The following is a 19085-nucleotide window of genomic DNA, read 5'->3' on the forward strand; positions in this document are numbered from 1 at the left end:
CTCTCAGCGACTCTATATAACGATCACCTTTCACCAAATGCGACACTCACATTGGTGTAGATCGGTTTCCATAAATACTGGAACACAGATTTTTCACCGGTTGTGATGTCTACCTCACCCGTCATACCTGGCAAAATAGAAAAGCTCTCTGGGTTATCGCGGAAGTATGGCGTATCAACCGACACTACGACTTCATAATAGATCTCGCCACGTTCGCTTTGACTGGTGGTCGGTGAAATACTCTCAACCGCCCCTTTTAGCGCCCCAAAGCGGCTGTAATCAAACGCATCAATCTTGATACGAGTCGGCTGCCCTACACTCACAAAACCAATATCTCTTGGCGACAAACGAGCTTTAAAGTCGGCTTTCCCACCAACAGGAACGATTTCGACCACAGTGCCACCCGGCTGAATAACACCACCGTTTTGCGTGCTTGGCAGGCTTTGCACCAAGCCTTGTAGCGGTGACACTAACATAGTGTTCGTCAATTTAGCTTGGCTTGAACGAACTCTAGCATTCAATGCTGATAAGTCAGATACGGCTTTAGAACGATCGTCGCTCACTTTCGCTTTCGCCTCTGCTAAAAGCTGTTCAATTTTTTGCTCTGTGCTGTCTGCTTGCTTGATTAACACCGCTTTCTTACCACGAGCTTCTTCGATTTTCTGTTCGATACTGGCCAGTTTTTGTCGCATTTCAAGCACACGTAAGCGTGAAATGTTACCCGCTTTATACCCCTTCTCCAGTATGTTCAACTCTTGCTTGGTCGCATTCAACTCTTTCTCATAGCTAGGCAATGACTTATCTACGCTACGAAGTTGCTCCGCAATTTGCTCGCTCTCTTTCTCAAGTACCACACGCTTTTGAAAATAGAGGGCTTTTTGTGCGTTCAGTTGCGCTTTTTGTTGGCTAACGATCTCTGGGTAATCGACTTCAAACTCAGCAAGGTTTGGCTCACGTTGTTCAAGCAGCGCATTCATACGTTCTACACTGGCTAGAAGCGTCACTTGTTGGGATTTCAATTCTTCAAGAGCGGTACGTTGGAATGTCGCATCAAACTCAACAAGCGGCTGCCCTTTCTCGACCAGCTGACCTTCTTTAACGAGAATTTGCTTTAATTTACCGCCAATCGCGCTTTGAAGTACCTGCTTCTCACCTTCTGGAATGACTGCGCCTTTGGCTTTAGCAATTTCATCAACTTGGGTGACGACAGACCAAGTGGCAAAAGCGATAACACACAAAGCAACTGACCACGTCGCCAATGCCAATGTTCGAGCCGTATTTTGTGATTCAACAAGTTCACCGTAGCGCTTGCCCTTCTCGATAGATTGTTTAGCCATTAGCGACTCCTTGCTTAGACTCAGATTGTTCTTGGGAAGCTTGAGGCTCTAAAGGCTGTTCCTGCTTCGAAGACTGCTCTAATGGACCGGCATAAACCACTGCACCTTCATTTAATACCACCACTTTATCGGCAAGCTTGATTAAATCCGGATCGTGGGACGTGTAGATCACCGTTGCTTTTCCTTTTTTCGACTGCACAAACTCACCAAATATACGTTTAGCATTTGGGTGAGCATCAGGCACAGGATTATCCATTAAGAACATTGGGTAGTCATAAACCAGCGCTTTTGCATCAATAAGGATCTGCGCGACGCTACCAGACAACATGTCAAAAAGGCTATCCGGCTGAATACTGCTGATGGAGGTGTCTAGCCCACCTGACAATGTTTCGAACCAACGCTTTCCGCCGACCATTTCAATCGCAGAGATCATTTTCTGATCTTCGACTTTATGACCGTCGTTTAGCCACTCTCGAATACTCAGCGTAAGCAAATCAGGATAAGCTGCTCGAATAAAACACCAGTGACGATAGAGCTGCGGGTCGTATTGAACGAGGTTAACGCCTTCAAGCTCGACCATGCCGTTTTGGATAGGCTGCAAGCCAGACAGTACTTCGATCAATGTTGATTTACCGCTCCCAGAAGGGCCAGTAATCGCAACAATTTCACCCGCTTCAATATCAAAGCTCACACCATTCAAAGCGGGGCGACTCTGTTTGGGATAGCGCAGTGTCACTTGGTCTAATTTCAAATTAGGCGCTACCACAGGTAACGGGTGATGCTGGTAACTGAATTCACGCTCAGACGGCTGAGACAAGATGCGGTTCACTTGCAGCTTGGATTGGTTAAAGCTATTAAAACGCATCGCGCTGTTCGCCAATACCTGAGCAGGACCCGTCACTTTAGATATCAACATCATTGAAGCAATCAAGCCACCAGGGGTCATCACTTGTTCAAAAATGAGCCCTATTCCTAGTCCCATCACAGCTAATGTGGAACCAACCCCAATGAAATAGTAAATCGAGGTATACCGACTCTGGAGAACCGATTGATTAAAGGTCACTGTTGAAGCAAGAAGATTGGCCTTTTTGAAGCGTTGAATCCAGTGCTCTGAGAATCCAGCACTGCGAATAAAGGCAAGCTTGGATGACAGCTCATTAGTCATGTTTTGACGATTCGTACCTGCCACTGTCGACTGCATCGAGCGCTTGCTGCTAGAGCGTATCGAACGTTTTGCTAGCAAGTAATAAAGGATTAAAGAGACGACTGGAACCAGTACCAACCATCCGCCTAAAACACCTATCGCAAGTACAAAAATAAGAATGAATGGTAGGTCAAATAACGCATTTCCTAGTGGCCCCGATAGTACACCTGAAATACGCTCTGACAGCATCACTTGGTTTTGCTGACTAGAAGAAGCTGTTTGCTGATTTTGAGCATAGCTATTACGAAGCAGACGCTGCACGAGGGATTGAGAAATCTCACGACTTACTCGGTTGGAAACTGAAGCAAACACTCGGCTACGTAATGTTCTCAACCAACCCATCATCACAAACAGCAACGCCGCGCCAATGGCGATACCTTGCAACTCATGCCCTGCATCACCGCCAATCACATGGTCATAAATCGACATCGTGATGAAAGGAACGGCAAGCGCAAATAAGTTAGTGATAAAACTGACTAGCAGCAATTTAGGAATAATGGGGCGAAACGCATGTAGTCGTTCGCCAACCCAATCAGGAGAAGCCTTCTCTAGTGGTGGCCCTTCGATAACAATACAAAACTGAGGGACATCGGTAATGTCGTCATTGGCATTAAAGGCAACAAATTGCTTGGATTCTAAATGACCAGAGACCAGCTCATGTTCACCAAGTACCAGTAAGACCAATTTATGTTCACCAACTTCATCTAGGTTGGCAACCAAGCGATAAGGCAGTGCAAGCCTGTCGAACAAGGCAAACATATCGTCGATTGATTCAATGCCATTTTCATCGACCCATTGATGTGCGAACAACTGGATATTCGCATTCACTTCCAACTGTTTAAGAACCGAAAGGCTTTCATTTTCTAAATGATTCATCACCTCTTGTCGACCATTCGTACCTGCACGGTTGCTCGTACCTGAAGGGTTACCAGTATCTAAACGATTCATACAATAGCCTCCTGGTTGTTCTCACTGTCGACCGCAATAGTTCGACTTTCCACGGTAATGATTCGATTAGCCAATTCGCGAAGTTTAGAATGGTAGCTCACCATCAGTATCGTCCGTCCTGCCGCCACTTCTTCTTCCAACACCTTAGCTAGATTCCCAAGGGCGTCTAAATCAAGCGAAGAGTCTGGCCTTTCTAACATGATAATGGGTTTATCACTTGCCAGTTGAGTCGCGATATTGAGCATTTTCACGTTACCCATACTCAGCAGAGACGCACTCGTATGGCCAATTTGTGTCTCTAGTCCATCGGGTAATCGAGTGATTTCCTTGGTTAAACCCAAACGCTTAGCATAGTCACTGACGCTATGTGTTCTCTCAGGATCAAACCCGCACAAGTTGTCGAGAATAGTACCCGACACCAACTGCCCTTTAACGCCGCAGTAGGCAGTAATGTTGGTTACGGATGCGATTGAAACGGCAGCTCCGTTAATGAAGCACTCACCCGCTTTTAGATCATCAATACCTGCAATCGACGACAATAAATGACTGTTGGTGTGGCGATCCTCACTCTCTAACAATATCAACTCACCTTTATTCAAGGTGACATCTGCATGAGAGAGTTCACCGTATCTTTCAACGGTCGCTTGCTTGATTTCCAACGTCTCAAAGTCAGATAAGTGGTTCTCAGCTTGCTCAGAATCTGAAGAGTCCGATAGTGATAAGTCATTCAATTTTTCTATTGCCTGATTGGCACTGTGTATTGAATTAAGCTTGATTCTAACCCCAACCAGAGCACTCAAAGGCGCAACCGCTCTGCCCGATAAGATAGAACATGCCGCCAATCCACCTGTGGTTAACTGGCCATCCAACACCCATAAGCTGCCAGTAATCACGAGTAAAACTGACGTCGCTAATGCGGCAAGCTGAATACACTCTTGAGCGAAGGCATTCTGTTCCTCTTCTCTCGCTTTAGACTGAGAACGAACATTATTGAGGGATTTAAATTGATTGAAGATTCGAGACTCAACAGCCTGACGTTTGATTCCTTGAATGGTTTGGCTTAGCAAAATTAAAAACGCTTTTCGCTCCTGCTCATCTTGGGAAGCTTCTTCACTTAGGCTTTTAACGCGAATAGAAGATAACCAAACAATTCCGAGAGTAATCAGCCAAACTGCCAAAGGTATCGCCACCAGCTCACCGCCGATGTAAGCCACCAAACCCAAGAAGATCAATGCGAAAGGCAAATCAATAAAGCCTGCAATCACACCACCGGAATACCAATCTTTGACTTTGGATACAGAGCCGAGTCCTTCTTCTACGCCACCAACACCTAAATGACGAAGATGACTTGATGAAGCATTAGTCACCCTTTCAACCATAGTTTGATAGGTCGCTTTCTCGGTGTTACTGGCCGCTGCAGACAAAAGCCAAGTTCGCACAAAGCGGATTAGCGCTTCCATAGCGACAGCCAACGTCGCACCCGCTAATAGCAGAGTAGCAGTCCCATAACTCTGGTTAGGTAAGATACGATCGTAAATTTGTAAAACCGTTAGCGGAACGGCGAGAGAAAGAAGATTTATGAGCAAAGAAGGCAGTAGGACTTTCCCTACCACCCCTTTGTTTTTTATTGAACTTGCGGGCATACACAATCCTTATCCATGCTTATGAAATAAGATTGGTACACCATATTGGGTATTGCAAGGTAACGAACTGATTTAACGTGTTTTTCAAGATAAATATGACACAGGTCTTTTTACACAAATCTGTGACTATAAATGCACCTTAAAAACACTCCTTACAAACGCTCCTTACAAACAGTTATCGTAATCCGTTATCGCCTGCTTTAACTTTGAAAAGTCTGAGTCACATAAATGCTTCCTCAACGCTTCAAACTTCGCTTCTGGCCACTCGTATATTTTGAATGAAATGAGCTCATCAATAACGGACTTATCAAAGCGGTATTTGACGACTTTAGCTGGAGAGCCACCGACGATGCTGTAGGGAGCGACGTCTTTAGTCACCACACTATTCGCTGCAACTACGGCGCCTTCGCCAATCGTCACACCGGGCATCACCATCGCTCGCATGCCTAACCACACCCCATCTTCAATGTGAGTGTCGCCTTTGCCAATGTAGGCGTCATCGATGACATCCATAAATGGATACAGTGAAAACCAATCTACTCTGTGGGTATGGTTGCCGCCCATTAAAATCACAACCTCTGCGCCTATACAGACATAATCGCCGATATAGAGTTCGTCGATTTTCCATCTAGGCTGCCACTGGCGGCTGACTTCGTCGCCGTGTAAATAGCGAACTACCGATTGTTCAAAGCCGTTATCCCAGCAATCGCTGTAATAACTGTGTTGACCTTTTACGTGAATATTGGGGTTGGTTACGACTTCATGCAGCAACTCGAATTTGGACCAATGCTTCTTTTGCATTTTTACCTCTGAATGATCTATTTAGTTTTATTCGTTAACTATCAAAATGTTCGACGATGCAAATCCAAGGTGCACAAACTAACGCCCTATAAACACAGGGTTCACTGGGATGAATAGTGAGTATCACACTTAAATCATAGCAAAGTCGCTAAAACTAAAGAGTCGTCAGTGGATTCGAGGTTGCTTAAGAAGAGGAAGTAATTTCACAGTTTGCTCAGTTTGTTATCGATAACTTGGTTGGATAATTTACAGGTGTAGTGTATCTGTTTAATCGCGCCAATTTGACAGGAAGATGTGATTAATAAGGTTTCAAATTTCGTTTCGTGGAATACGGAATAAACAAGAGCCTGCGCGATTACACAGGCTCAAACTTAGACTCGGCTATAAACTTCGGCTCTCGCTTGGAGCTGGGTTCAGCGACTACATTCGAGCAAGCTGTACTTTTCTGTCTTTATTCACCACGCAGAAGTTACCGCGCTTAGTACGACACTTAGAGCATCGTTCGCATTCAACAGGGCTTCTATCCCCTTCCTTCCAACGCTTAACTAAATGGGGTTCAGAAAGCAGCGGTCTTGAAAGCGCGAAGTATTCAATGCCAGTGTTGTTTGCAATCGCTTCGATAGCATCAAAATCTGTCAGGCCACCAACCGTGATCACTGGGATATTAACGTCTTGGCTGATCGCGTGACCATACTCATGGAAGTAGCCTTCAGCTTGAATGGTAAAACCATCGTGCGACTCGCCAATCATAGTGTCTGCTTTGCCATGAATATTGCCTGACACGACAATGCCATCCACGCCCACTTGTTCAAGCTTTTTACACACAATACGTGTTTCGTCGAAGGTCACACCACCTTCAAAAAACTCCGAAGCTGTAAGCTTAACCAAGATAGGGAAATCATCTCCCACCAACTTACGCGTCGCGGTATAGATCTCTAACAAGAATCTCATGCGGTTTTCTAAGCTACCGCCGTACTCATCTTCACGTTGGTTGTAATAAGGGCTTAAGAACTGATTAATCAGGTAAGTGTGAGCAGCATGAATTTCAACGCCATCAAAACCTGACTTCTGTGCTCTCAAAGACGCTTGAGCAAACGCATCAACAATGTAGTCGATCTCGTCTTTGGTCATCGCTTTGCCTAGTGTTTGAGTCCCTTTTTCTGGAACCTCACTTGGTGCGTAGATCACTCGTTCGCCAAGATCATGCGTGGTTTTGGTGCCACCATAAGCCAATTGCATCACGATTTTAGAGTCGTTGTCGTGCACCAGTTGAGTCAGCTTTTTGTACTCTTCAATGAATGAGTCGTTATACATCCCCATCATGCCCGCATTCGGCTTTTCTTCTTCAACAATGTTCGCGTAACCCGTCACGATCAGGCCGACTTCACCTTGAGCCAACTCTTCATAGATAGCGTACAGTTTATCTGTCATATGCCCATCTTCGGTGGCCATATTTTCCCACGTTGCACTTCTCATGAAGCGGTTCTTTAGTGTCATCTTGCCAATGTGGGTTTCTGTAAACAAAGTGCTCAAGTGTCTTCCTCTCAAAATCGTATTACGCGAGTTACCCATTAAGCATGGGCACTGATTCAGGCGGATACTACAGAGAATAAGACAGGGAAAACTTAATCTAGATTAAGAGAGCGGCACTCTCATATGGAAAAAGACAGAAAGAGACAGCAAAAGATGAGAAAAGAGAAATTAGAGGAAGTAAACAGAAGCCGCTTAATTTCACTAAACGGCTTCACAGATTTATAGGCTTATCGCTTGAAGGCTTTACTAAAAATCAGACTTAACAGCGTTATCCATATTTAACCGTAGGATCAACACACTGATAGATCTGCCCAATGCTCGCTTCATTGGTTAACAAGGCTTCGATAAGGCGCGCCACTTCTTGTCTGTAAATCACACCATGAACTTCGACCTGTTGGGACAGCTCACCGTTGCCAGTCTCCTCGCCGTCTAACAAGCCACCCGGGCGTAAAATGGTGTAATCCAAAGAACTCGAGGTTAACCAAGCTTCAGCCAACGACTTTTCACGAACCGCTGCGCCAAACCCTTTTCTAGATCGCTCCGACAAATACTGCCAAGAGTCACCACAACCCAACGACGTTACCAGCACAAATCGAGCGATACCATTGGCTTCAAGCGCATCTGTTAGATGTCGGTGTCCAATGTAATCAACAGGAATGTCAGCTCTGAAGCTGCCCATGCTAGAAACGATAAGTGCCGATTTAGGTAACTGAGCGACCACAGATTCAACTTGTTCTTTATCGGTAGCATCACAGCATAGTGTGGTGATACCAAGTTCAGCTAAACGCGCGTTCTTCTCTGGGTTTCTCGCAACGGCTATCACTTGATAATCTTGTTTGTGAAAATGCTCAACGATTGCAGCGCCTAACCCACTTCCTGCTCCCCATACAACGACCGTACTCATAAAAAACCTCATAATATTCATGTTGTAGTGATACTAACCAGACAATCTAAACCGTTCCTTTATCGAGATCAATAAATGAGAATAAGTCTCAATATTATTTTTAAGTTTTTGCTGGTTCTCACTAATCTACTCAAAAGCACGACCACGTATCATAATTAGACATTGGTTAATTGAATTGCCCCAACATGTCTACTAAAGTAATTTTAATACAATGACTTAGTCTCGGTGGTTATGAAAAAAGAACGCATTCAATATTCTTTCGACGTGTGGTTGTTTATTCCTGATGAAGACAAACTCATCATGAACGAAGAAGACGTGATTATCGACAATCGCTTGTCTAAGCTACTCAACTTTTTCTGCCAAAATCCTAAGATCGTATTCTCACGAGATGAGCTGATTAATGAAGTCTGGAATGGCTCAATCTTGACGGATCAGGTGATCACGCAAGCAATTTTTGAACTGCGCAAAATACTCAAAGCGGCTGAACGACACTCCATGGGACACATCATCACCGTGCCCAAACGCGGTTATAAACTGGATGTTGATGTCCACAAAACCATCTTGGTGCCTGTGAGTGTCACCACAAATACCGTGTCCGTCGCAGATGCAGAGCCCTCTCCTGCAATTCAGTCAGACGCACCAGATACGTCGCCAGTTTTGGATGAGGATAAAAAACAACAAGTCGAAGAATCTAAAGAGAGTTCAGTCGAACCCACCTCAGAACAACCTGCTTCGCAAGAACCTACTCAGCCTGTTGATTCAAAACCTAGCAATTCGAGCCATGTCCATTCAAGCCATACCGATTCGAGTACAGCTCAGTCCGTTCAACAGCCATTTGTAAATAAAACGGCTAGCGACAAACAAGCGCCTATCACAGCAAATAAACCTCAGAAAAGAACGTCTCGTGCTGTGATGTTTGGGGTCGCTATAGTTATCGCGCTTGGACTTATTTGGTGGATGTTAAAGCCGACCAGCTCTACATCAAACGACTTGAATTTAAGCAGTTTAAATACCGCAGCTAATGAATCATCCCAGTCACAGCCTGACTCAAATCAGTTAACGGAACAAAGCCGATCTAACCAGACTGCAAAAAGTCAAAATGTAGATGCCCATAAAGCTCACGAATCTGTGCACTACTTGTCTTTAGAACCTAGATATATCTACGTAAGTATCGATGACAACTTGAAGACGGATGCCTTTAAGCGTGGGATTATCCATAAATTAATGAGCTACTTGACCACCTATCGCGATTTTCGTGTCGTAGTCGATGAAACCTTGGTGCCGAATTCAGCCAATGTGATCAGTTTCAAGAGTGAAATTGATGGTGACAGAGAATACCTTGATATCACCTACTTCAACCGAATTTCTAACTTCAGACACCTAGGTCGAGATTACCTGATTGACCCAGCGTCACTCCACACGACCATGCGCTCAATGCTTGATGACCTGTTGGATTCATTTAATTTGGATATTCAAAAATCGATATTGAAGCAGCAAATATCTGAGTTACCCAAACAAGAAGAAGCTTTAAAACTTACCCTTGAATCGCTTGGGCTCACCTTCATGACGTTAGACAGAACCGACACCTTATCTAAGATCGCCCAAGCCAATGAGCTAGAACCCGACAACCATTTTGTTATGTCGAGTCGCTACATGTATGAGCTTGCTGATATTTTTATATTGAGATCGAAACATAAGAATAAGCAGGTTGAAGCGCTCAATAAGAAATTTAAAAAACAGTTATTAAATGCTCAGAACAACGCCAACTCCTACCGAGTCTATGACGCTTTAGCTGCTTACTTCCTCACTGAAGATGATCCAGACCAAGCCGATTACTATCTGAGCTTGATACCGAGAAATGAGTACAGTGTGATGTCTATGATTATCTTGGCAAAAATAGAAGAGTCTCAAGGCAACCCTTCAATGGCGGAAGAGTACTACTATGAAGCGATATTGGAATCTGGTCACTCTGTAGTTTTGAAAGTCGCCCAAACCATGTTTTTCAAAAGTAACGTCACCGAGATTGAATCCAAATTAGGTATCAACCAATGATTAATAAGGCAAACACACCGCTTACTCAAGCGGTGTGTTTTTTGGTTCTCACAGAAATCGTTAATCGCTAAATCTTTGATAAAAAAGCGATAACAGCTACAACGCATTGGTTAGCAGAATACCGACACCAATCCTTTCACTGTTGTAGTCATAATCAATCAAGCTTTCTCCATAGCCTTTGTAGTACTGGACATACCCTTGTAACCGACCATACAGAGGAAAGCTGAGTGATGTCTGTATTCCGCCATACCCGGTTTGAAAGTTATAACGACCCAATGCTGAAACCTCGAAACCATCCCATTTGTAGGCGCCAGACAATTCGTAGTGACCGAGATAATCTTGAATATCAGGGTTGTCATCGCTACCGCTCGACTCAGGAATTCGGTACCAAGGCTGGAAGTAAATTGCAAAATCATCTTCGGTATACCCTAGCCCAACATAAGCGCGGTTCCAGCTGCGACTAAGCTCTGCCGTTCGTCCGTTAGATTCATGCTCCAAGCCCAAACGCGAGAACCAAACACCATCAGCTGACTCGATATTCAAAGGCGTTTCATAGAAGAGTTCTGGGCGATAGTTGGTCTCTCTAAACGGTGCTGAGATATCAGAAGAGTACGCCTGCCAAAATGATTTAAGCGTAAAACCAAAGTAGATTTTGTCTGCTTGATTAAACACACCATCATCGACCACTGGGATTTTTAAACTTAACTGCAGTTTGATCTCTTCATCGCTGAGGTCATCCGCTTTACCTCCGAATCGCTCATCCCCATAGGGCTGTGCATTCACGTTGGTCATGTGAGTCACTGGCAAAATGTAGTTCAAACGATAAGGCGTTATAACAAACGGGTTATCTTCAGTTGTGTACTCCATCTTCAATCGCGGGACTTTAGACTCAAGTGCACTTTCGCTGATTGAGTCTAAACCGTCTTCTCTGGTTTCACCCGACAACTTATTCTCAGGTGTTTTGTTCGATATAACAACTTCTTGGGATGCGCATTGCTGCTTTAACCACTCAATACTTTGTTGATTGGTCGCTTTGACCAATGAAGACAAAATACATTGCTCATAACTTGCTCGTTCATCAGCACCGCCAGTATTAGCATACGCTGAAGCATTCACAACAAGGCCGATAGCCAGTAGAGCAAGCGTGTTTTTGTGTCTAGCTAGACTTTCACCAATCCCGATGCGTTTACTAGCGCTGTTCTGTTTACGAGCTTGCATCACACTACCCTTGTTTTTTATCGAGATAAGTCACTTCAAAAGCAAAGTCGACCGCTTGTTGGGTAATTTGCTCGAGGTTTTTATCGAGCATATCTATGGTGATTTCTGATTTGTCGTTCTCAAGTACGCCATTATCGTTCACGACGAAAATACGGCGACCAATGAGCTGCGATGAATCATGATCTTTCAAATCCACACTCGCCAATATACGAATTGAACGGTCACGAGTACCTGCCGCATATTTAATGGCGCCGATAACAGAGCCCACAGGGATAAACTCAGTCACACGCATGTCTTCTGGAATATCATTGATGTCATAGAGCATCACGCTTATATCGAGTTCCTTATTCTCCAACAATACGTTCTTGTAGCCCTGTAATTTAGTCGCCAGCTTCTCGTCCATTTTCTTGTGGAGCTGTGTTTTGAATTGAGACTGAACCTGCTTTGATACTCGCTTGTCAATCCCCGAACTTTTTATGCCAACGGTAGTAAATTCAAACTCATTAAAGTGAAGTGAACGGCTGTCTTTGGCTATCCATGACACCCCTTTCATGTCGTCATCAAACTGGCTATCAATGAAGTAGTGGTTTGAGTCGACGCTCTGGATTTCTTGTTTATTTGGCATGTTGCTTGAACAGCCAGCAGTGAATAAAACGATCAATGGGAATAGGTAATGTAGTTTCATGTGAACCTCTAATTTTCTAAATTTTGAGTGCACGAATCCCTAAGCGATAAGGCTCATAAATTGGGATTCGTGTTGATTAAGCTTCTATGTGTATTGGCCGACTAAAGTAACCAGCCAGATAACGGACTAAACTTCTTGTTCTTGCCCGCGGTGATCCGCCGCCAAGTAGGTATAAATCGTTGGTACCACGAACAGCGTAAACAGCGTGCCTACCGACATACCCACCGTGATGACCAAACCAATCGAGAAACGGCTTTGAGCGCCAGCTCCGCTTGCAATCAGGAGCGGTACAACACCGACAACCATTGCTGCTGTGGTCATCAATACTGGTCTCATTCGAACAGTCGCAGAACGAATAGCTGCTTCACGTCGGCTGCATTTCAATTCCTGTTGCATTTGGTTGGCAAACTCCACAATTAAAATACCGTGCTTACTGATCAAGCCTATCAAGGTCACCAGCCCCACTTCGGTGTATATGTTGAGCGTATCAATACCCAAATACAGTGGCATCAGAGCGCCAAAGATAGACAATGGCACACTGGTTAATACCACTAGTGGATCTCGTAAGCTTTCGAACTGCGCTGCCAATACCAAGTAGATGATCACAAGCGCTAGGAAGAACGTCGTAACCAGTGAAGAGCCTTCTTGTAGGAACTGTCTCAATTGGCCTGAAGTGTCCGTCGTATAAGACTTAGGCAATATCTTCGCTGCCCCTTCTTCCATCACTTTATAGGCTTCACCGATACTGATTCCCGGCATCATTTTCGCTTCAATCATGGCGCTATTAAGCTGTTGAAACTGATCCACTTTCGATGGCTGTACTGATTGGCTAATTTCAATCAATGACGCCAGCGGTACCATCTCATTGGTGTTAGAGCGGACGTGGTAGTTCTTCAAATCATCCCAAGAGTTACGGTTCTCGTTAGGTACCTGAGTGATAACTTGGTAGCTGCGCTGATCCATCGAGAAGTAATTCACGAAGCCTTCACTGATAAAGCGAGACAACACGGTACCGATGTCTTGAGCGTTCACGTTCATCTGAGCGGCTTTATCGCGGTCGATGCGAATCTCTACCTGTGGTTTATTAAAATTCAGGTCGTTTTGTACATAGATGAATTTGCCACTCTTTTGCGCGTACTCTTTCAGTTTTTCAGCGTACTGATAGAGATCCTGATAAGAACCCGTTGGCGTTTTCAGAACCATCTGGAATGGCAAACCTTGCGGCGTACCTGGTAAATCTGGTGGAGAGAAGGTATACACCTGCAAACCCGGTAATACAGAACTCTCTTTTTCGAAACGTTGCATTACCTCTTTTGCCGTTGCTTCGCGCGAATCCCAATCTTTCAAAACACCCAAACCAAAGAACGCATTGTTGTTCATGTAACCGTTATCTAGCATGGTCATTTCGACTTCATCGTTCTTACTGATAGAGTCAATCAGAGCCGGAGTAAAGTGGCGAATGTAATCGGTATTCGCTTGCGCAGGACCTTGCCCCATCACAATCATCACGCCTTGATCTTCTTCAGGTGCCAGTTCAGATGAAGTATTCATAAACATGAACACCAAACTGATCAGCAATGTTCCTACCACTGGCCAAATATAAACACGGTTGTTCAACACATGTTCGAGCACTTTACGATAGCGCTCTGTTACACCTTCAATTACCGCATCGATTTTCTTAACCAACTTTCCATCGAGAACCGATTTGTTAAGCAGTTTTGAACACATCATCGGCGTTAGCGTTAAAGCGATGAAACCCGAAATTAATACTGACCCCGCCAAAGTGAATGCGAACTCCGTAAACAACTTACCGGTGAGCCCTCCCATGAAACCAATAGGCGCGTACACTGCGGCCAATGTAATGGTCATCGCGATAACCGAGCCTGCAATTTCACGGGCGCTGTCTATTGCTGCCTTAATTGGGCTGGTGCCGTCTTCTAGGTGACGAAATGTGTTTTCTACAACAACGATGGCATCATCAACCACCAGCGATATCGCCAATACCATGGCAAGCAGCGTCAACAGGTTAATACTGAAACCCATGCTCAACATGAAGAACATAGAGCCAATCAATGACAAAGGAATCGTTACAAGTGGTATCAACATCGCTCGCATTGAGCCCAAAAAGGCGAAGATAACGATGACAACGATCAGCGCAGCTTCCATTAAGGTTTTCGCTACTTCATCAATTGAGGTTTCGATAAACTTAGTTGAGTCATAGATTACGTCCGCTTTAATACCATCAGGTAGGCCTGCTTGGATCTGCGGAAGCAATTCGTAAATGCCTTCAACAACGGTTAACGGGTTCGACGTTGCCGTATTGCTGATCGCCGTTGATACGGTAGTCACACCATTGAACTCAACATCTGAGTCATAGTTTGCTGCGCCTAGTTCAACCGTCGCCACATCTTTCAAGTGCACCAGTTGCCCGTCATGTGCTTTCAAAGACATGTTCTTAAAATCGTCTACTGAACTTGAATCGGTATGAGCGTTAATATCGACTTCGATATAAGGGTTTTGCAGCTTGCCCGCCGCACTCACAATGTTATTTGCACGAAGCGCGTTTTGGACATCTTCAGCCGTCAAGCCATATGAAGCCAGTCGTTGTGGGTTCAGCCAGATTCGCATTGCAAAATCCTCTTGCCCCAACATGTCGACCTTTGACACCCCCTCAACAGTAGAGAAAGTCGGCTTAACCACACGGCTCACATAGTCCGAAACTTGCTCCGTCTTCAATGTGTCACTCGAAAATGAAACATATAAGATCGGAGACTGAGACGTCGACTTAAGAATACTCGGATCCAATACGCCCGATGGCAGCTTATATTTTACTTGCTGCACGAGAGACAAAATCTCAGTCAAAGCACTGTCCGATGGATACCCTAGCTTCAAATAAACCGTAATAACCGACTTACCCAGAGCACTATCCGATGTCATGTAATCAATGCCCGCTGTTTGGGCAATTTCTGCCTGCAGTGGCTGCGTCACGTACCCTTGAACGCTGGATGCACTGGCACCTGGATAACTCGTTGTGATGGTAATAACGCCCGTTTCAATTTCTGGATATTGACGCACTTGCAGTGAGGTAAAGGCTTTAAGACCTAACACCAACAGCACAAGGCTTAATACCGTAGCCAAAACTGGACGTTTGATAAATACATCAGTAAATGTCATGGGAGTTTCCTAGTTACTTTGCTTTGTGCTTTTGTCAGTGATTAGCGGATGTTGGTTATTAACCAGAACCCATCCACCATTCTTAAGTTGGTGTTGGTTTGAAGTCACAACCACATCCCCTGCTTTCAAGCCAGAAACCACGCCAACATAGCCACCTTGTTTAGGGCCGACTTCGACAGTGCGTTGCACAACCTTGTATTCATAGAATGGTGATGCATCTTTGCTTGTGTGTTCGCTGGCCTTTTTGGTCGACGTATCCAACACAAACACGGTGTTCCCGTATAATGTGTAACTGATCGCAACAGAAGGCACAGCCACGATGGTGTCCGATTCCGATGTGATTAACGTAGCGTCGACATACATACCCGCTTCTAACGGCACAGCTTGGTTAGCCATGGCTCTCAATTCGATATTGTGCGTGTTGCTGTCTGAGCTCGGTTCAATGGCAGAAATAGTGCCGTGAAAGACTTCATCGTTGGTTGCTTCTGAATAAAACTGTAAATCCTGCCCTACCTTCACATCGTGTAAATAAAGCTCTGGAATAGAGAAATCGACATACTGCTTTGATTTGTCTTCCAGCTCGACAATCGCTGTGCTTGAATTAATAAAATCACCCACATCGATATTGCGAATCCCAACACTGCCAGAAAATGGCGCTTTCACTTTCATGTAGTCAATTTGCGTAGCAATATATTCGAGCTTTGCACCTTCAGCATTAAATTGAGCTTGTAGCTTATCAACCGAATTTTTTGAAACGCTGTTATTTCTAAGGAGCAATTTATTTCTCATCAATTCGACTCTTGCCAATTCAACTTTGGATTGCTGGCTCTTATAGTTGGACTTCAATAAAGCGTCATCCAATTTAACAAGAACATCACCCTTATTTACTTGCTGACCTGAAGTAAAGAGAATCTCTTTTACTTGGCCTGACATTTGGCTCGTCACATCAATAGATTGATTAGAGTGAATGTTACCAATGACTTTCAAACTTTCATCCCAATTATCTTGATTTACTTTTTCCGTTGTTACAGATATGGCTGGCATTTTAAAATTAGCGACCTTCTCTTTGATCATTTCACCTTTTACATAATGAAAGCCAAATACAAAAGACAGTAATATAAAAAGAGCTGACCCGACGATAACGCCTTTATACTTACTCATGTGTTCACCTTGTTTTTTAAGTCTGGTCATTCTATCTATCAACACCACCAATAAATCAAACTCATATAACATCCAACACACCTTATATAAAATAAAAATCAAACCATATAAATCAACAGCTTAGACAAAAAAACACCAATCGAAGCTCAATTTTTGTTTTATTGCTATTTTATTTGGAAATGATTTATCTATTTTCTCGATCGATATAATTATCATCGTTCCTTAAACAATTAAACGAGTTAACTATGTCGAATCAAATTAATCACACTAAAGTCGCTATTAAAGAGAAGATGAAACGTATATATGGAGAAGATGTTGCCCATAAGCATAATAAAGACCATTTAGAATATAGAGAGCATCAACCTTCTCATTCTGGTCAACATGGTGGCGACCCAGAAGGTCATAAGCATTTAGTCAACCACCATTCTGATGGACATCATCAGAAACACCACAAAGATAAAATGCATGACCACAAAAAGTCATCACGACTACATCATAAAAAATAGAATCCTGGGTTAATTCCAGGTCATTAAAAATAAGCATTAGATCAATTCATCACTCAAATATGATTAATGCTTAATCAAACGTTAAACCAAATTAAAAAATGAAATAGCGAGTTAATAATGATTGCTATTTCATTCAAGGATTATTATGTCATTTATTATTGAACAACTTAGAGACTATCCGTTTATAGCGCTCTTTTTATCACTCGGTCTCGGTTACTTAATCGGTAAAATTAAAATCGGTAAGTTTGAATTAGGTGGAATCGCAGGTTCACTGCTTGTGGCTGTAGCACTTGGTCAGATCGGCGGTATCGCGATCTCTAACGAAGTAAAAAGCATCTTCTTTGCTTTATTTATTTTTATGGTGGGATACAACGGCGGTCCTCAGTTTTTCTCGTCATTCCGCCTTTCATCGCTAACACGCTTATTCGCTTCGTTTGTGATGACGTTTGTAGGATTAATCACGGTTGTATTGCTCTCTAAATGGGCAGGACTAGATAAAGGTTTAGCGGCGGGCCTTGCGGCTGGTGGCTTAACACAATCGGCAATCATAGGTACTGCAGGTAATGCTATCGATCAGCTGAACCTAGCACCCGATGTCACCTCAACACTTAAAACAAACGTGGCTGTGGGTTACTCAATCACCTACATCTTCGGTTCTCTTGGTCCGATTCTAATGATGTCACTCATTCCTATGGTAATGGGTTGGAACATCACTAAAGAAGCGAAAAAGCTCGCTGAACAAATGGGCTCTGGAAGCAAACAGTTAAATGAAGGGGAATTCTCAGCACTAAGCCGAGTGTCATCACGAGCTTATCAAGTAGGTAGCAATTCAATATTTGTTGGCAAAAGCGTGCTTGAGATTGAAGAAGCGTTCAATGCAGACCTAACAATTGAAGCGATTCACCGAGGAAATGAAGACAAAGACACAAGCTTAGATCTGACCAAAAACCCAATCCTAGCAGCCAACGACAAAGTCTACCTTACAGGGTTAACTCAAGCATTCCCTAAAGTGACCTCGCTGGGTATTGAGATCGGTGAATTTAGCGAAGAAAACAATGTGGTTCACACACGACAAAAAATCGTACTGACCAACAAAAAACTCGCTGGCGTTACTCTGCGTAAACTGCGTGATGAAACCAATGCGAACGTACGTCGAGGCGTATACGTAACACAGGTTTCTCGTATGGGGCACGACATCTCAACGCTACCAGAAACCGAACTTCACCTTGGTGATGAAGTCACTCTTGTCGGCCAAAAAGAAGACCTAGCAAAAGTAGCCAAAAAAGTTGGCTACAACAGCCCGCTTCCAAGCGTAACTGACTTCGTAACAATGTCTTTCGGCATGGTGCTTGGCTATCTGATTGGCGAGATTGGTTTCACCATCGGCGGTTCTCATATCGCTCTAGGTTCAGGTTTAGGCTGTTTGGTATCTGGCCTATTGGTTGGCTACTTAAGAATGCGCACACCACGCATGGGCAGCATTAACCACGGTGCCGCTAACTTCATGCAAACCTTTGGTCTTGCTGTGTTCGTTGCCGTAGTGGGCATCAATGCAGGTGCTCCAGCACTGACGGCTATCAAACAAAATGGCGTAACCCTGCTGCTGCTTGGTGTGTTGGTCACACTCATTCCTCAGATACTTACGTTCCTGTTCAACTACTACGTATTGAAAATCAAAAACCCGGTAGAAGCCTTAGCCGTTGTGGCTGGTAGCCGCAGTGCAAACCCTGCATTCGCATCGCTACTAGAAAAAACACAAAACAGCACACCAGTACCGAGTTTCACGATGACTTATGCGGTTGCCAATATCTTCCTCACCTTATGGGGTCCGATCATCATCAACCTAATCACCAAAATCTCGTAATCAACACCGAATCAGCCAATTGATGATTCAACTTATTCATTAACGACTTAACACA

Annotated in this window: 13 protein-coding genes; 3 read left to right on the forward strand and 10 right to left on the reverse strand. The window is 44.0% G+C overall.

Annotated elements, in window-relative coordinates:
- Positions 1-23: 23 nt before the first annotated feature.
- The 6 genes from OCV20_RS20405 to OCV20_RS20430 all read right to left on the reverse strand — a co-directional run bounded on the left by OCV20_RS20405 (position 24) and on the right by OCV20_RS20430 (position 8370).
- Positions 24-1337, reverse strand: coding sequence for an HlyD family type I secretion periplasmic adaptor subunit (locus OCV20_RS20405; RefSeq protein ID WP_048615391.1), 1314 nt, complete (start codon positions 1335-1337; stop codon positions 24-26).
- Positions 1330-3489 carry a peptidase domain-containing ABC transporter gene (locus OCV20_RS20410; RefSeq protein ID WP_086774809.1) on the reverse strand — a complete coding sequence of 720 codons (2160 nt, stop codon included), beginning with the start codon at positions 3487-3489 and terminating at the stop codon, positions 1330-1332. The genes OCV20_RS20405 and OCV20_RS20410 overlap by 8 nt, the downstream gene beginning before the upstream one ends.
- Positions 3486-5132: an ABC transporter transmembrane domain-containing protein gene (locus OCV20_RS20415; protein ID WP_086774808.1), complete on the reverse strand. Its 1647-nt coding sequence runs from the start codon at positions 5130-5132 to the stop codon at positions 3486-3488. Before OCV20_RS20415 ends, OCV20_RS20410 begins: the two co-directional genes overlap by 4 nt.
- Before the next feature lie 165 nt (positions 5133-5297).
- Positions 5298-5933 carry a CatB-related O-acetyltransferase gene (locus tag OCV20_RS20420; RefSeq protein WP_086774807.1) on the reverse strand — a complete coding sequence of 212 codons (636 nt, stop codon included), beginning with the start codon at positions 5931-5933 and terminating at the stop codon, positions 5298-5300.
- Between the two features lie 420 nt (positions 5934-6353).
- The gene (locus tag OCV20_RS20425) at positions 6354-7409 is read right to left on the reverse strand and encodes an NADH:flavin oxidoreductase (protein WP_238382833.1); all 1056 of its coding nucleotides are present in this window, start codon (positions 7407-7409) and stop codon (positions 6354-6356) included.
- A gap of 325 nt (positions 7410-7734) precedes the next feature.
- Positions 7735-8370, reverse strand: a complete 636-nt coding sequence (locus OCV20_RS20430; protein ID WP_086774805.1) for an SDR family oxidoreductase — start codon at positions 8368-8370, stop codon at positions 7735-7737.
- Positions 8371-8601: 231 nt separating this feature from the next.
- Here OCV20_RS20430 and OCV20_RS20435 point away from each other — a divergent pair, with 231 nt between their 5' ends.
- Complete coding sequence (locus tag OCV20_RS20435; protein ID WP_086774804.1) at positions 8602-10422, forward strand: winged helix-turn-helix domain-containing protein; 1821 nt, start codon at positions 8602-8604, stop codon at positions 10420-10422.
- Between the two features lie 96 nt (positions 10423-10518).
- Here OCV20_RS20435 and OCV20_RS20440 read toward each other — a convergent pair whose 3' ends face one another.
- From OCV20_RS20440 to OCV20_RS20455, 4 genes are all read right to left on the reverse strand, one after another.
- On the reverse strand, positions 10519-11640 hold the full coding sequence (locus OCV20_RS20440; protein WP_086774803.1) for a phospholipase A: 1122 nt from the start codon (positions 11638-11640) through the stop codon (positions 10519-10521).
- A 4-nt stretch (positions 11641-11644) separates the two neighbouring features.
- The gene (locus OCV20_RS20445) at positions 11645-12325 is read right to left on the reverse strand and encodes a DUF3313 family protein (protein WP_086774802.1); all 681 of its coding nucleotides are present in this window, start codon (positions 12323-12325) and stop codon (positions 11645-11647) included.
- Positions 12326-12451: 126 nt separating this feature from the next.
- Positions 12452-15499 carry an efflux RND transporter permease subunit gene (locus tag OCV20_RS20450; RefSeq protein ID WP_086774801.1) on the reverse strand — a complete coding sequence of 1016 codons (3048 nt, stop codon included), beginning with the start codon at positions 15497-15499 and terminating at the stop codon, positions 12452-12454.
- 9 nt (positions 15500-15508) lie between these two features.
- The gene (locus OCV20_RS20455; RefSeq protein ID WP_238382829.1) at positions 15509-16660 is read right to left on the reverse strand and encodes an efflux RND transporter periplasmic adaptor subunit; all 1152 of its coding nucleotides are present in this window, start codon (positions 16658-16660) and stop codon (positions 15509-15511) included.
- A 245-nt stretch (positions 16661-16905) separates the two neighbouring features.
- Between OCV20_RS20455 and OCV20_RS20460 the strand changes: the two genes are divergently transcribed.
- Entirely contained in the window at positions 16906-17166 is a 261-nt protein-coding gene (locus OCV20_RS20460) for a hypothetical protein (protein WP_050620726.1), read from the forward strand.
- 145 nt (positions 17167-17311) lie between these two features.
- Complete coding sequence (aspT, locus tag OCV20_RS20465; RefSeq protein ID WP_086774799.1) at positions 17312-19030, forward strand: aspartate-alanine antiporter; 1719 nt, start codon at positions 17312-17314, stop codon at positions 19028-19030.
- Positions 19031-19085: the final 55 nt, after the last annotated feature.

The organism is Vibrio coralliirubri, from assembly GCF_024347375.1.
GTDB lineage: Bacteria > Pseudomonadota > Gammaproteobacteria > Enterobacterales > Vibrionaceae > Vibrio > Vibrio coralliirubri.

Coding starts and splice junctions, on each gene's coding strand:
- OCV20_RS20405 (WP_048615391.1), bottom strand. CDS start 1,337: ATGGCTAAACAATCTATCGAGAAGGGCAAGCGCTACGGTGAACTTGTT.
- OCV20_RS20410 (WP_086774809.1), bottom strand. CDS start 3,489: ATGAATCGTTTAGATACTGGTAACCCTTCAGGTACGAGCAACCGTGCA.
- OCV20_RS20415 (WP_086774808.1), bottom strand. CDS start 5,132: ATGCCCGCAAGTTCAATAAAAAACAAAGGGGTGGTAGGGAAAGTCCTA.
- OCV20_RS20420 (WP_086774807.1), bottom strand. CDS start 5,933: ATGCAAAAGAAGCATTGGTCCAAATTCGAGTTGCTGCATGAAGTCGTA.
- OCV20_RS20425 (WP_238382833.1), bottom strand. CDS start 7,409: ATGAGAAGTGCAACGTGGGAAAATATGGCCACCGAAGATGGGCATATG.
- OCV20_RS20430 (WP_086774805.1), bottom strand. CDS start 8,370: ATGAGTACGGTCGTTGTATGGGGAGCAGGAAGTGGGTTAGGCGCTGCA.
- OCV20_RS20435 (WP_086774804.1), top strand. CDS start 8,602: ATGAAAAAAGAACGCATTCAATATTCTTTCGACGTGTGGTTGTTTATT.
- OCV20_RS20440 (WP_086774803.1), bottom strand. CDS start 11,640: ATGCAAGCTCGTAAACAGAACAGCGCTAGTAAACGCATCGGGATTGGT.
- OCV20_RS20445 (WP_086774802.1), bottom strand. CDS start 12,325: ATGAAACTACATTACCTATTCCCATTGATCGTTTTATTCACTGCTGGC.
- OCV20_RS20450 (WP_086774801.1), bottom strand. CDS start 15,499: ATGACATTTACTGATGTATTTATCAAACGTCCAGTTTTGGCTACGGTA.
- OCV20_RS20455 (WP_238382829.1), bottom strand. CDS start 16,660: ATGAGTAAGTATAAAGGCGTTATCGTCGGGTCAGCTCTTTTTATATTA.
- OCV20_RS20460 (WP_050620726.1), top strand. CDS start 16,906: ATGTCGAATCAAATTAATCACACTAAAGTCGCTATTAAAGAGAAGATG.
- aspT (WP_086774799.1), top strand. CDS start 17,312: ATGTCATTTATTATTGAACAACTTAGAGACTATCCGTTTATAGCGCTC.